The sequence below is a fragment of the Caenibius sp. WL genome (assembly GCF_019803445.1).
GTDB lineage: Bacteria > Pseudomonadota > Alphaproteobacteria > Sphingomonadales > Sphingomonadaceae > Caenibius.
Genome location: NZ_CP081844.1, coordinates 1 through 13,468, shown reverse-complemented (window position 1 = coordinate 13,468; position 13,468 = coordinate 1). Strand labels below are relative to the sequence as shown.

Genomic DNA, 13,468 nt, shown 5'->3' with positions numbered 1-13,468 from the left:
ATGGTGAACGATGCGTAAACCTTACCTTTTGAGAAAGTGATAGGGGGCGGCGGGGCACGATGGCGGGCATGCGCCGTTCGCTTTCCTTCCTGCTGGTTCTGGCCGCCATCGGCGCGGCGCCTTTGTCGTCGCAGGCGCAAAGCGCCGCTGGCGGGGAGGGCGTGAGCGATCTGGCGTTCGCCGCGCAACCGTTTGTCCATTCCGCACCGGCGCCGATTCCGGCGGGTATCGCCCGCTACGGCCCGTTCCGGGTGATCGACGGGCGCAGCGCGGCACTGGTTGCGGCGACGGATGAGTACACCCCCGCCCAGTTCGCCGCGATGATGCGGGACTATCCGCTGATTGCGCGGCTCGAACTGGTCGAATGCCCCGGCACATACGAGGATCGGGCGAATCTGCGGCTTGGCCGGATGATTCGCGCAGCGGGCCTCGTGACTCACGTCCCGCGCGGTGGCTCGGTCCGTTCGGGCGCGGTGGAACTGTTTCTGGCCGGGGCGGAGCGGCTGGTGGATGAAGGCGCGGAATTCGCCGTTCATTCCTGGGTGGATGAAGACGGATTGCAGGCGAACGACTACGCCGAGAACGCGCCTGAAAGCCGCAAGTATCTGGTTTATTATCAGGAAATGGGCATGGATGCGGTCACGGCCCGCAAATTCTATGCCATGACCAATGCCGTGCCTTTCGGCAGCGCGCGCTGGTTCGGCTCTGCGGAAATGCGCCACTGGCTGGGGCAGGGGGCACCGGCCGCCCCGTCGCGTCCGTCGATCTTTGGCGGCAATGCGGTGCTGGCCTATCTTGACTTGGAGGCCGGGCTCAACTAACCGCCCGCTCCATGAAGAGGCCGCCACTTGCGGGTGGCCGTTTTTGTTCGTGCCGCATCAGCGGCGCCATTTGGAATATATCGAGGGTTTCATCATGAAGCGCACTTTCCAGCCCAGCAATCTCGTGCGCAAGCGCCGCCACGGTTTCCGTGCGCGCAAGGCGACTGTCGGTGGCCGCAAGGTCCTGCGTGCGCGCCGCGCCCGCGGCCGCGCCAAGCTGAGCGCCTGATTCTGGCCCAGGCCGGATCGGGCCTCGCCCGGTCCGCGCAGGTTCCAGCCCGCTTCTCCACCCGGCTATGCGGTTTCATGCCGCGGCCGGGCGGAGGAGCGGGCTGGCGGCGTTTCGGGCTGGGTGTCCGCCCATCGCCTGCCGCGCCGTTTTGCGCTATCGCCGCTCGATGCAGCCCGATCTCGCCGTTCTGACCCGCCGGGCGGACTTCCTTGCCGCCAACAAGGGGCTGCGCGTCGCGCGGCCCGGTTTCGTCCTGCTGGCCCGGCCCAACGGCGGCCTCGGCAAGCGCTTCGGCATCACGGTGACGAAGAAGATCGGCAATGCCGTGGTGCGCAACCGGATGAAGCGCCGGTTTCGCGCCTTGATCCGCGAAATGCTGCCCGCTCAGGGCCTGCCCGATCACGATCATGTCCTGATCGGGCGCGATGGCGGGGTGGAGCGCGATTTCGCGCTGCTGCGCGATGAACTGGGCGCGGCGCTGGCGCGCGCGACCGCAGGCAAGGGCGATCCGCCCCGCCGCCCGCGCGGCAAGCCTGCCAAGCGCTAGGGACAGCCGGCGATGAAGCACCTTTTCATCCTGATCGCGCGGGCCTGGCAGCTTGGCCCGTCGCGCATTTTGCCGCCCACCTGCCGCTATGCCCCGTCGTGCAGCGCCTATGCCATTCAGGCTCTGACGAAATACGGTGCAATCAAGGGTGGATGGCTTGCGCTTAAGCGTCTATTGCGCTGCCACCCTTGGGGCGGGCACGGATACGATCCGGTGCCCTGAGCCAGGAAAACGGCCGCCTGCGGGCGCATTTTTGAATACGGATACAGGGATCACACGTGAGCAACCAGCGTAACATCGTCGTGGCCGTGGCGCTTTCCATGCTGCTGTTGCTCGGTTGGGAATATGCGATGAACTGGGTTTACCCGGAGCGGAACAAGCCGGTTGCCGAACAGGCCGCCGCGCCCGCCAAGGGGGCAGACCCGACCGTGGCCAAGCGCACACGCGAAGGCGGGTTGCAGGATGCCGGGGATATCGCGGTGGAACAGCGCGAACTGGCCGCCGATCTCAAATCTCCCGCCCGTGTCAAGATTCAGGCCCCCAGCCTGACCGGTTCGATCAATCTCCATGGCGCGCTGATCGACGATCTGACGCTCAACGATTTCCGGCAGACGGTGGACAAGGACAGCGGCCCGGTCCGCATGTTCTCCCCGCTGCGGACGCCGGCGCAGCATTTCGCCCAGTTCGGCTGGGCGCCGGGCGCAGCGGGCCAGATGCCCAACGCCGACACGCTGTGGCAGGCCGACGGCACCGTGCTGACGCCCAAGACCCCGGTCACGCTGCGCTGGGCCAACGGGCAGGGGCAGACCTTCGCGATCCGCTTCGCCATTGACGACGACTATCTGATTACCGCCACGCAGACTGTGGCCAACACCGGCGCGGGGCCGATCATCGCCAAGCCGTTCGCGCTGATCAACCGCACCGACCGCACCGCCAGCGCCGATACGTGGAACGTCCACTCCGGCCCGATCGGCGCGTTCGACGGGTCGGTGGACTTTGGCAACAACTACAAGGACGTGGCCAAGACGGGCACGATTTCGCCCAGCGGACGGGCCGACTGGATCGGGTTCACCGATATCTACTGGCTGTCCGCGCTGGTGCCCGATGCGCGCGGCAAGCCCGACAGCGATTTCCGCTCGCTCGGCAACGGCCTGTACCGCGCCGACCTGATCTATCAACCGGACACCGTGCCCGCGGGCAAGCAGATCACCCGCACCACCCGTCTTTTCGCCGGGGCAAAGGAAAGCGCGGTTCTCGACAGGTACGAGGCTGAGGGCATTTCCAATTTCGGCCTCGCGATCGACTGGGGCTGGTTCCGCTGGTTCGAACGGCCGATCTTCCTCCTGCTCGACAAGCTGTTCGGTCTTGTCGGCAATTTCGGCGTGGCGATCATCCTGCTGACTGTGATCATTCGCGGGATCATGTTCCCGATCGCGCAGAAGCAGTTCTCCAGCATGGCGGGCATGCGCGCGATCCAGCCCAAGATGAAAGCGCTGCAGGAACGCTACAAGGACGACAAGGCCAAGCAGCAGCAGGAAATCATGGCGCTCTACAAGAAAGAGGGCGTCAATCCGCTGGCGGGCTGCCTGCCGATCCTGATCCAGATTCCGATCTTCTTCGCGCTCTACAAAGTGCTGATCCTGACGATCGAAATGCGCCATCAGCCCTTCGTGCTGTGGATCAAGGACCTTTCGGCCCCCGATCCGCTGCATATCCTGAACCTGTTCGGCGCGCTGCCTTATGACGTGCCCGGCTTCCTCGCCATCGGCCCGCTGGCGCTGTTGCTCGGTGTCACGATGTGGCTGCAGTTCAGGCTCAACCCGGCGGCGATGGACCCGATCCAGCAGCAGATGTTCGCGCTGATGCCGTGGGTGATGATGTTCGTCATGGCCCCGTTCGCGGCCGGGCTGCTGTTGTACTGGATCACGTCCAACGTGCTGACCATTGCGCAGCAGACCTATCTCTACAGCCGCCATCCGCAGCTCAAGGAACAGGCGGCCAGGGACAAGGCCGACATGGCGGCGAAGACCGCGCGTGAAAAGGCCGAGAAGGCCGCAAGCAAGGAGGCGGGCAAGTAGGCTGCGGCCTGCTGCCCGCGGCATACGCGATGGATGAACGGGAACAGGAACTGGCGGACCGCGCGGGCCGTCTGTTTTCAGGGCGGGTCGAATTCCTGAAATCGGCCCCGGCGCTGCATTTCCTGCCCGATCCGGAGCATCCGGAAATCGCCTTTTGCGGGCGGTCCAATGTCGGCAAAAGCTCGCTGCTCAACGCTTTGACGGGGCGGCGGGCGATTGCGCGCACTTCGGTGACGCCGGGCCGCACGCAGGAACTCAACTTCTTCGAAGTGGGCGAACCGACGGTGTTCCGCCTCGTCGATATGCCTGGCTACGGCTTTGCCAAGGCGCCGCCCAAAGTGGTGGAGAAATGGCGCGCTCTGGTGCGCGAATTCCTGCGCGGGCGGGTTCCGCTCAAGCGGACGCTGCTGCTGGTCGATTCGCGTCACGGGATCAAGGACGTGGACCGCGAGATGATGCGGATGCTGGATGAAGCGGCCGTCGGCTATCGCATCGTCCTGACCAAGGCGGACAAGATCAAGGCGAGCGAACTGGCCAAAGTGGTGGAAGCCACCGCGCAGGAAGCGCGCAAGCACCCGGCCGCGTTTCCCGTGATCCACGTGACCTCCTCTGAAAAGAAGATGGGGATCGACGAACTGCGCGCCGCCGTGCTGGCCGATTCGGAAATCTGATCGCGGCGGCGGTTTGCCAGCACTTTATCCGCTAGCCTGAGCGGAAATTGTACCAGGCCCCTTTCCTATAAGCCCACCATACAACCGCCCTGTTTTCATGGCGCGCCGCAGGAACCGTTGCCTGCCGCCGTGATAGTGTGCCACGCTTGGGCACGACGGGCGCAGATGGAGGATAAGGCATGGCGAAGGGGGATGCGGCGGCGGCCAGCCATCCGCTGGCAGGGCACAAACAGGCCTATCTCCGCTCCGGCGGCCGCGAGGGGCATTTGCTGGCGGGGGAGCCGCTGCGCGATGGGCGGCGTTTCAATCCCATGCTCTTGCTGCGCACCATCGGCCGCACAAGCGGGCAAGCCTTCGTCACTCCGCTGATGTACGGCAGCTATGGCGGCGAATTGCTGGTGGCGGCCTCGTTCGGCGGGGCGGACGTGCACCCTTCCTGGTATCGGAATCTCACGGCCAATGGCGAACTGGCGGTGCAGGTGGCGACGCAGGCCTACACCGCCGGCTGGCGCGAACCCCAGGGGGAGGAACTGGCGGCGCTGTGGGCTTATATGGACGCGCTCAGCCCTTATTATGCGCAGTATCGCGCCGCGACCCGGCGGGTGATCCCGCTGATCGCGATTCTGTTGAAAGAGCCGATTCCTGTCTTCACCGAATGACCGGCGACCCGGCCCATGCCGGGCTTCCATGCCCGGCTTTCCGGCGCAGGTCCTCGACACCGCGCGGCCAAGCGGTTAGGTCTGGGCCTGCATGAAACTGATTATCGGCAACAAGAACTATTCGAGCTGGAGCCTGCGCGGCTGGCTGGCGTGCAAGCAATCCGGGCTCTCTTTCGAAGAGATCAAGGTCAACATTTCGGGCGACGACTGGGAACAGGCCAAGCGCGAATGGGGCGAGATTCAGCCGTCATCCGGCAAAGTGCCGATCCTGTGGGACGGCGACGTGGTGATCTGGGACAGTCTCGCCATTCTCGAATATCTGGTCGACCGGGTGGGGCGCGAACGCTTCTGGCCCAAGGACGATGCCGCGCGCGGCATGGCTCGTTCGATGGTGGCGGAAATGCACAGTTCCTATCTGCCGCTGCGGCGGGGGTTGCCGATGAACATCCGCAAGCAGGTGCAGGGCGCGACGATCGATGCCGAAGTGCGCGAGGATATCGTGCGTATCCTCGGCCTCTGGGCCGAAGCGCGGGCGCGCTATGGGCACGGCGGGCCGTTCCTGTTCGGCACGTTCGGCGCGGCGGATATCTTCTATGCCCCCATCGTTAGCCGGTTCCTGACTTATGGCGTGCCGGTGCCCGGCTTCGCCCAGGCCTATATGCAGGCGATATGGGAACACGACTGGGTGCAGCAATGGGTCGCCGCGGCGGCGGACGAGGAATGGTTTATCGCCCAGTACGAAGGCGATCCCGTTCCCCAGACCTGAACCGGCTGGCACACCCGCAGCCTTGCGGGCTCGTCGCATACGGACAAGGTTGTGCATGTGTGTCATTATCCATATGCGAGGGAACTGACATGAACGAGATGACCCCCGCAGACCTCGCCGAAGCGCTGATGGCGTGCCCCAGTGTGACCCCCGCCGTAGGGTCGGTGTTCGACACGCTGGAAGCGATGCTGGCGCCATTGGGGTTCCGGATAGACCGCCGGATCACCGGCGAAGCGCCCGATGGCCCGGTCGAAAACCTGTTCGCCATCCGGCAGGGCCCGGCCAGTAGCCGCCATTTTGCCTTTGCCGGCCATCTGGACGTGGTTCCGCCGGGCGACGGGTGGACGAGCGCCCCGTTTGCCCCCGAACGGCGTGGAGAGTTGCTCTACGGGCGCGGTGCGGTGGATATGAAAGGGGCGATTGCCGCCATGGTGGCGGCCGTGCGCGCTGTGCCGCAAGACGCCGGCACGCTCAGTTTCGTGATTACGGGGGATGAGGAAGGCGCGGCGCGCTTCGGCACTCTGGCGCTGATGGACCGGATGCGCGAACTGGATGCGATCCCCGACCTGTGCCTTGTCGGAGAGCCGACCAGCGTCAACCGGCTGGGCGACATGATGAAGATCGGACGGCGCGGATCGCTCAACGCCTGGCTCGAAGTGGCCGGGGTGCAGGGGCATGTCGCCTATCCGCATCTGGCGGACAATCCGGTGCCCCGGCTCGTCGCCATGCTGGGCGAATTCGAAGCCTGGGAACTCGACCGGGGGACGGACTGGTTCCAGCCTTCCAATCTCGAAATCACCGATCTCGAAGTCGGCAATCCCACCACCAATATCATTCCGCCGCTGGCCAAGGCGCGGATTTCGATCCGGTTCAACAATCTCCACAGCGGGGCGAGCCTGTCCGCCCGGATCGCGAAAATCGCCGCCCGCCACGGCGGCACGGCCCGCTGCGTGATTTCGGGCGAACCGTTCCTGACCGAGCCCGGCCCGTTTTCGACCCTGGTGGCCGAAGCGGTGGAGGCGGAAACCGGTGTGGTGCCCGAAGCATCGACCACCGGCGGGACATCCGATGCCCGGTTTCTCAAGGATTTCTGCCCGGTGATCGAATTCGGCCTGTGCAACGCGACGATGCACAAGCGCGACGAGGCGGTGGCCGTGGCCGATCTCGATACGCTGGCCCGAATCTATGCGCGGATCGCGCTGGCCGCATTGAAGGGTTGAATTCGGGGCTGACACTGGCAAGTTGGCGGCGCGTTTCCGGCTGCGGCCGTGCGTGCCGTCAGAAAAGAACCGTCCGGGAGTTGCCATGACCGAAGCCGTAGCCGATGCCCCGGCCAGCCATGGCAGATTACAATGGCGCCTGTTGATCGGCTTCATCGCCGGGCTGGTGCTGGGCCTGCTGGTGTACAGCTTCGCGCGGGATACGGTGTGGGTCGATACCGTGATCGCCTATGTCACCGGCCCCATCGGGCAGATTTTCCTGCGCCTGCTGTTCATGCTGGTGCTGCCGCTGCTGTTTTCCGCGCTGGTGATCGGCATCGCCGAAATGGGCGAAATCCGGGCGTTGAAACGGGTCGGCATCACCACGCTGATCTATACGGTGATCGTATCGGGGATCGCCGTGGCGCTCAGCCTGTTCCTCGTCAATCTGTTGCAGCCGGGCAAAGGCGTCGATCCGGTGGCGGCGCGCGAACTGCTGGCGCAGGGTCGGCAAGGGGCGGCGGGGATCATCGAAAGCTCGGCCGGGAAAGCGCCGATGGGCATGGATGCGCTGCTCAGCCTCGTGCCGTCCAATGTCGTCGCGGCGATGAGCAACAACGACATTCTGGCGGTGATGTTCTTCGCGCTGTTCTTCGGCATCGGCCTGCTGCTGGTCCAGACACAACGCACCGCGACGCTGAAGGATGCGATCGAAGGCGTGTTCGAAGTGTCGATGCGGCTGATCGGGCTGGTCATCCAGCTGGCGCCCATCGCGATCTTCTGTTTCATGTTCAACCTCGCCGCGCAGTTCGGCTGGGATCTGCTGATCAAGCTGGCCGCCTATGTCGGGGTGGTGCTGCTGGCGCTCGGCTTGCAGATGTTCGGCGTGTTTTCGCTGCTGCTGCGGTTCCTCGCGAAAAAGAACCCGGTCGCGTTCTTCCGCGAAATCCGCGCGGCGATGCTGATGGCCTTTTCCACCGCCAGTTCCAACGCCACGCTGCCCACCGCCCTGCGCGTTGCCGACAGCGAACTGAAACTGCCGCCGCATGTCGCCCGGTTCGTGCTGACGATCGGGGCCACGGCGAACCAGAACGGCTCGGCGATGTTCGAAGGGGTGACGGTGCTGTTCCTCGCCCAGTTTTTCGGCGTCGATCTGGACCTGTCGCAGCAGTTCTTCGTCATGCTCGTCTGCGTGCTGGCCGGGGTGGGAACGGCGGGGGTGCCTGCGGGCACATTGCCCGTCATCGCGCTCATTCTCGGCAGTCTGGGGGTGCCGCCGGAAGGGATCGGCCTGATCCTCGGGGTGGATCGCTTCCTCGATATGTGCCGCACCACGGTCAATGTGGTCGGCGATCTGGTGGCGGCGACGGTTATCACCAAGATGGGCGGCGAACAGCCCGCGTCCTAGCCGGTCATGCCCGCGCCGCCACAGGGGCGGGGGTCAGCGCTTTTCCAGTTCCACCGGGACGAAACTGCCCAGGCCGCAGGCCCCGCCGCGTTCGGGGCGGCCCGCCGTCGTCCGCAGGACATAGATGATATCCGTGTTGCAGAGCTGGGAGAGCGAGGTTTCGTAAGTGAACGCCTTCTCGAAGCCGAGCGAAGGGCAGCTTTGCGGCAGCGTGTTGCGGTAGGTGCGGCTGCCGACGCGGAAATCGATCGTCCGGTCATCGTAGACGCGGCTTTGCGAGACCTGGTTGATCGGCAGGCAACTGCGCGCTTCGCCCACCACGCGGGCGGCGGGCGCCTTGGAAGGGCGCGTCTGATCGTCCATTTTCGCGGAACAGGCCGACAGCGCCAGCGCACCGGCGCCCAGCAGGATTACAGCTTTCATCGCATCCTCCTGTTCGTGCGCGGATAATCAGGCCGGGGCCGCGCGTCCCCGTGCCTTGGTAATACGCGCGGCGGGCTTTGGTTCCAATACCTTGTGGCGAAACTCGCACTGTTCCACCACCAGGCAGCGCCAGCATTCCGGGACCCTTGCCTTGCAGGTGTACCGGCCCAGCAGAATCAGCCAGTGATGCGCATCGCGGCGGAAAGGCTGGGGCACGCGCTTTTCGAGCAGGGCCTCGACTTTCTCCACCGTCTTGCCCTTGGCGAGGCCGGTGCGGTTGCTGACACGGAAGACATGGGTATCGACCGCGAAGGTTTCCGCGCCGAACGCGCAGTTCATCACCACATTGGCGGTCTTGCGGCCGACGCCGGGCAGCGTGGTCAGCGTGTCGCGATCCTGCGGAACCTCGCCGCCGAAATCGCGGTCGAGGATTTCGGACAGCGCGATCACGTTCTTGGCCTTGGAATTGAACAGGCCGATGGTCTTGATGTGCTGTTTCAGCCCTTCTTCGCCCAGCGCGACCATCTGCGCCGGAGTCTTGACCTCTTCGAACAGCTTGCGCGTGGCCTTGTTGACCCCGACATCGGTGGCCTGCGCGGACAGCACGACCGCCACCAGCAACTGATAGGTGTTGGTGAATTCCAGCTCCGTTTCGGGCGCGGGATTGTGTTCCGCCAGAATGCGGAAGAATTCGAAAATGGTGTCCTTCTTCAAAGGCCCAGCACCTCGGGCATGGTGTAGCGGCCCGTGGGCCTGCCCAGCAGCCATTCGGCCGCCCTGACCGCACCGCGCGCGAAGATGGTGCGGTTCTCCGCGCTGTGGGACAGAGTCAGCCGCTCCTCGTCACCGGCCAGGATCACCGCATGTTCGCCCGTCACGGTGCCGCCACGCAGCGCGGCAAAGCCGATGGCACCCTTCGCCCGGGCGCCGGTCATCCCGTGGCGGCCGCTTTCGGTGTTGCCGGCAAGCGCGATGCCGCGCCCCGCCGCCGCCGCTTCGCCGAGCAGGAGAGCGGTGCCGGAAGGGGCATCGACTTTCATACGGTGGTGCATTTCGACGATTTCGATATCCCAGTCGTCCCCCAGCCGCGCCGCCGCTTCGCGCACCAGATGGGCCAGCAGCGTGACGCCCAGCGAGGTGTTGCCGGTCTGGAGCACGGCAATGTGCGCCGCCGCCGCATCGATCAGGCCATGGTGTTCGGCTTCCAGACCGGTGGTGCCGATGACGATGGGAATGCCCGCCCCCTGTGCGGCGGCGAGATTGGCCGCCAGCGCGCGGGGGGAGGAGAAGTCCACCAGCACGTCGGCCTTCGCGGCCAGCGCCGCCGGATCGTCCCCCTGGTCGATCCCGCCCGCAAGGTCATGCCCGGACGTTTCGACCACCCGGGCGATCGCCTGCCCCATGCGCCCTGCGCTGCCGATAATGCCGATACGTGCCACGTGCTCTCCAATCCAGATTCGTCATGCCGAACTTGTCTCGGCTTCCATGGTGCCCCAGACAGGCTCGCATGGCGCGAAATGGGCCCTGAAACAAGTTCGGGGTGACGGCAAGGAAAGGGTATATGCAGCCAATCCGCAATATCGTGATTCTGACAGGGGCGGGAATCAGCGCCGAAAGCGGCTTGCAGACTTTTCGTGCCGCCGACGGATTGTGGGAAGATCACCGGGTGGAGGATGTCGCCACGCCCGAGGCTTTCGCCCGCGATCCCGATCTGGTGCAGGCGTTCTACGACATGCGGCGTGAAGGAATCCTGGCTGCACAGCCCAACCCGGCGCATGCGGCGCTGGCCCGGCTGGATGCGCAATGGCCGGGCGAACTGCTGATCGTCACCCAGAACATCGACGATCTGCACGAGCGGGCAGGGGCGCGGCGGGTGCTGCACATGCATGGGGAAGGGCTGGCCGCGTGGTGCACCGCGTGCGATTCGCGGATGCCGTGGACCGGCACGCTGCGCGACGATCCGCCGTGTCCGATCTGCCATGCCCACGCTTTGCGGCCCGATATCGTGTGGTTCGGGGAAATGCCCTATCGCATGGATGAAATCTTCGCCGCGCTGCGCGAGGCGGACCTGTTCGTTTCCATCGGCACTTCGGGCGCGGTCTATCCCGCCGCCGGGTTCGTCCAGCAGGCGCGCGAATGCGGGGCCGAAGCGCTGGAGCTCAATCTCGAACGCAGCCAGGGTTCGGGCTGGTTCCACGAATCGCGGCTTGGCCCGGCGAGCGCGATCGTGCCGGAATGGGTCGAGGAAATGCTGGAGGGATTGCGAAGCAGGTGATCGCACCTGCTGGCTCGGAAATCGCGGCGAACAGACAGTCTACGCGGCTGCGCAGGCGCGGCACGCCGGGTCCTCGACGATCCGCATCGATCGCATGGCAGGAGCCATCCCGTCGAGCAGATGGAGCGTGCCCCATTGCGGATCGCCCAAGGTGCTGATGCCCTGAAGGACGACGCGGATGGTGTGCATGGCGGCGAAAGTGGCGGTCCAGCCCGCCATCGCCCCCAGCATGCCATCGGCGGCGCAGGTGTCGCAGTCTTCGGCATCGAACGCATCGCCGACGAAACAGCGATAGCAGCTGTGCCCCGGCAGATGGCCGGCAAAGGCCGCGACCTGCCCCTGAAAGCGCCCCACCGCCGCGCTGACGAGCGGAACGCCCACCGCGACGCAGGCATCGGAAACGGCGAGCCGGGTGGCGAAGTTGTCGCACCCGTCCAGCACGACATCGGCCCCGCCGATCAGCGCGGCGGCATTGTCCGCGGCGATCCGCTGCATGACCGGCATAACATCCAGCGCGGCATCGAACCGCCGGACCCATGATGCCGCTGCCTCGGCCTTGGGCGTGCCGATATCGGCGGGTGTGAAAATCGTCTGGCGCTGGAGATTGCTGGCATCGACCCGATCATCGTCGATCAATGTCAGCCGCCCGATCCCGGCAGCGGCAAGGTATTGCAGCGCGGGCGAACCGATCCCGCCCACGCCGATCAGCGCGACATGTGCCCGGGCCAGCGCGGCCTGCCCCGCGCCGCCCACTTCGGGCAGGACGATGTGGCGGGCAAAGCGTTCGAGACGGTCGGGCGAAAGAGACATGCCTATGCTCTAGGCGCGCGAACGCAGGCCTGTCGACAAGCTTGTCGATAAGCGCCGGATAAGCGGGGAATTACGGGGAAAGGTGGTGGCCGGGCGGGGGAAAAGCATGCTCACCCCGCCCGGCGCCCCCTCCGTCTCAGCTTTCGAGCTGACGCAGCAGGCTGCGCACGTCGCCATCCATATCAGCGTCGCGCTGGCGCAGGTCTTCGATCAGGCGCACCGCGTGGATTACGGTCGAATGGTCGCGCCCGCCGAACTTGCGCCCGATTTCGGGATAGGAACGCGGGGTCAGCACTTTGGCGAGGTACATCGCCACCTGGCGCGGCCGGACCACCGCGCGGGCGCGGCGCTTGCTCGACATTTCCGCCCGGTCGACGCGGTAGAACTGGCACACCGTGCGCTGAATCTCATCAATGGTGATGCGCTTGCGGTTGGCCGAAAGGATATCGGTCAACTGCTCTTCCGCCAGTTGCAGCGAGACTTCCTGGCCGGTGAGCTGGGCATAGGCGATCAGCTTGTTGAGGCCGCCCACCAGTTCGCGCACGTTGCGGTTGATCGTGCGGGCGAGGAATTCAATCACGTCGCCCGGCACTTCGAGCGGGGCGAACCGGCTCAGCTTGCTTTCGAGAATCGAACGGCGCAGCTCGATGTCGGCGGGCTGGATATCCGCGACGAGACCCATCGACAGGCGCGACAGCAGGCGCTGCTCCACCCCGTCCAGCGCCTGCGGCGCGCGGTCGGCGGCGAAGACCAGCCGCTTGCCTTCAGCCAGCAGCGCATCGATGGTGTAAAGCAGTTCTTCCTGCGCGGCGGCCTTGCCGATGATGAACTGGATATCGTCCACCAGCAGCAGATCGAAAGCGCGCAGGCGGGCCTTGAACTCGATCATCTCGTTCTGGCGGAGCGCCTGGACGAATTCGACCATGAACCGTTCGGCCGAGCAGTAGAAAATGCGGGCGCGCGGATGCGTCGCCAGATAGGCATGGCCGATGGCATGCAGCAGATGCGTCTTGCCCTGCCCGGTCGCCGCCTTGAGATAGAGCGGCGAGAACTGCGGCGTTTCCACTTTGGCCATCCGTTCCGCCGCGTTGAACGCGAGGATGTTCGATTTGCCGGTGACGAAAGCCGCGAACGTCAGCGAGGGATCGAGCCCGATGGAGGAAGTGAAGCCCTGCGAGCCGAGCGTATCGGCCGAGAGCGCCATGCCGCCCATCTCGCCGCCATCGTTGGCGGGGAACGCGCCGAAAGATTGGCCGGCGCTTTCGCCCAGGCGCAATTCGGGCAGCTGCTTGCGGCCCGGATGCACGGCGATGCGCACATGCTTCACTTCGGACCGGGCGATCTTCCAGGCCAGCGAGAGGCGATCGGCAAACCGATCCGCCACCCAGTTGGCCGAAAATTCCGTTGGCAGGAAGAGATCGAGCGTGCCCGTCTCTTCGCAGAAGTTGCCCACCTGGATGGGCTTGATCCACTGGCTGTGGAGTTGCTGGCCGAGATCCTTGCGCAGACCCTGGCTGATATCAGCCCAGTCCGCCGCCAGATTCACCGCTTCGAGATCGTCAGTCAGATTGTCACCCAT

16 protein-coding genes are annotated in these 13,468 nt (G+C 65.3%); 11 read left to right on the top strand and 5 right to left on the bottom strand.

Annotation, left to right across the window (positions count from 1 at the left end; all coding sequences use genetic code 11):
- The first annotated feature begins 59 nt into the window (after positions 1-59).
- From K5X80_RS00080 to K5X80_RS00035, 10 genes are all read left to right on the top strand, one after another.
- Positions 60-821: a hypothetical protein gene (locus tag K5X80_RS00080; RefSeq protein WP_222558849.1), complete on the top strand. Its 762-nt coding sequence runs from the start codon at positions 60-62 to the stop codon at positions 819-821.
- A gap of 94 nt (positions 822-915) precedes the next feature.
- The gene (rpmH, locus tag K5X80_RS00075; RefSeq protein ID WP_222558848.1) at positions 916-1,050 is read left to right on the top strand and encodes a 50S ribosomal protein L34; all 135 of its coding nucleotides are present in this window, start codon (positions 916-918) and stop codon (positions 1,048-1,050) included.
- A 169-nt stretch (positions 1,051-1,219) separates the two neighbouring features.
- A complete protein-coding gene (gene rnpA, locus K5X80_RS00070; RefSeq protein ID WP_222558847.1) occupies positions 1,220-1,600 on the top strand; it encodes a ribonuclease P protein component in 381 nt (126 codons plus the stop codon).
- 12 nt (positions 1,601-1,612) lie between these two features.
- Entirely contained in the window at positions 1,613-1,822 is a 210-nt protein-coding gene (gene yidD / locus K5X80_RS00065) for a membrane protein insertion efficiency factor YidD (RefSeq protein ID WP_222558846.1), read from the top strand.
- 56 nt (positions 1,823-1,878) lie between these two features.
- Entirely contained in the window at positions 1,879-3,678 is a 1,800-nt protein-coding gene (yidC, locus tag K5X80_RS00060; RefSeq protein ID WP_222558845.1) for a membrane protein insertase YidC, read from the top strand.
- Between the two features lie 29 nt (positions 3,679-3,707).
- A complete protein-coding gene (gene yihA, locus K5X80_RS00055) occupies positions 3,708-4,349 on the top strand; it encodes a ribosome biogenesis GTP-binding protein YihA/YsxC (RefSeq protein ID WP_222558844.1) in 642 nt (213 codons plus the stop codon).
- Positions 4,350-4,528: 179 nt separating this feature from the next.
- A complete protein-coding gene (locus tag K5X80_RS00050; protein ID WP_222558843.1) occupies positions 4,529-5,008 on the top strand; it encodes a nitroreductase/quinone reductase family protein in 480 nt (159 codons plus the stop codon).
- 91 nt (positions 5,009-5,099) lie between these two features.
- Positions 5,100-5,774: a glutathione S-transferase family protein gene (locus K5X80_RS00045; protein ID WP_222558842.1), complete on the top strand. Its 675-nt coding sequence runs from the start codon at positions 5,100-5,102 to the stop codon at positions 5,772-5,774.
- A gap of 89 nt (positions 5,775-5,863) precedes the next feature.
- Positions 5,864-6,994 (top strand): succinyl-diaminopimelate desuccinylase, encoded by a 1,131-nt coding sequence (gene dapE, locus K5X80_RS00040; RefSeq protein ID WP_222558841.1) that lies wholly within the window; start codon positions 5,864-5,866, stop codon positions 6,992-6,994.
- Positions 6,995-7,079: 85 nt separating this feature from the next.
- The gene (locus K5X80_RS00035) at positions 7,080-8,381 is read left to right on the top strand and encodes a dicarboxylate/amino acid:cation symporter (protein ID WP_222558840.1); all 1,302 of its coding nucleotides are present in this window, start codon (positions 7,080-7,082) and stop codon (positions 8,379-8,381) included.
- A gap of 33 nt (positions 8,382-8,414) precedes the next feature.
- On the opposite strand, the gene K5X80_RS00030 is transcribed toward K5X80_RS00035, so the two are convergent.
- The 3 genes from K5X80_RS00030 to dapB are packed head-to-tail and all read right to left on the bottom strand — an operon-like array spanning position 8,415 to position 10,243.
- Positions 8,415-8,804, bottom strand: coding sequence for a hypothetical protein (locus K5X80_RS00030; protein ID WP_222558839.1), 390 nt, complete (start codon positions 8,802-8,804; stop codon positions 8,415-8,417).
- Positions 8,805-8,831: 27 nt separating this feature from the next.
- Positions 8,832-9,518 (bottom strand): endonuclease III, encoded by a 687-nt coding sequence (nth, locus tag K5X80_RS00025; RefSeq protein WP_261390577.1) that lies wholly within the window; start codon positions 9,516-9,518, stop codon positions 8,832-8,834.
- Entirely contained in the window at positions 9,515-10,243 is a 729-nt protein-coding gene (gene dapB, locus K5X80_RS00020; RefSeq protein WP_222558837.1) for a 4-hydroxy-tetrahydrodipicolinate reductase, read from the bottom strand. Before dapB ends, nth begins: the two co-directional genes overlap by 4 nt.
- 122 nt (positions 10,244-10,365) lie before the next feature.
- Between dapB and K5X80_RS00015 the strand changes: the two genes are divergently transcribed.
- Complete coding sequence (locus K5X80_RS00015) at positions 10,366-11,079, top strand: NAD-dependent deacylase (RefSeq protein ID WP_222558836.1); 714 nt, start codon at positions 10,366-10,368, stop codon at positions 11,077-11,079.
- Between the two features lie 39 nt (positions 11,080-11,118).
- Here K5X80_RS00015 and K5X80_RS00010 read toward each other — a convergent pair whose 3' ends face one another.
- Both K5X80_RS00010 and dnaA read right to left on the bottom strand, forming a co-directional pair.
- Positions 11,119-11,889: a HesA/MoeB/ThiF family protein gene (locus K5X80_RS00010; protein ID WP_222558835.1), complete on the bottom strand. Its 771-nt coding sequence runs from the start codon at positions 11,887-11,889 to the stop codon at positions 11,119-11,121.
- A gap of 136 nt (positions 11,890-12,025) precedes the next feature.
- On the bottom strand, positions 12,026-13,468 hold the full coding sequence (dnaA, locus tag K5X80_RS00005) for a chromosomal replication initiator protein DnaA (RefSeq protein WP_222558834.1): 1,443 nt from the start codon (positions 13,466-13,468) through the stop codon (positions 12,026-12,028).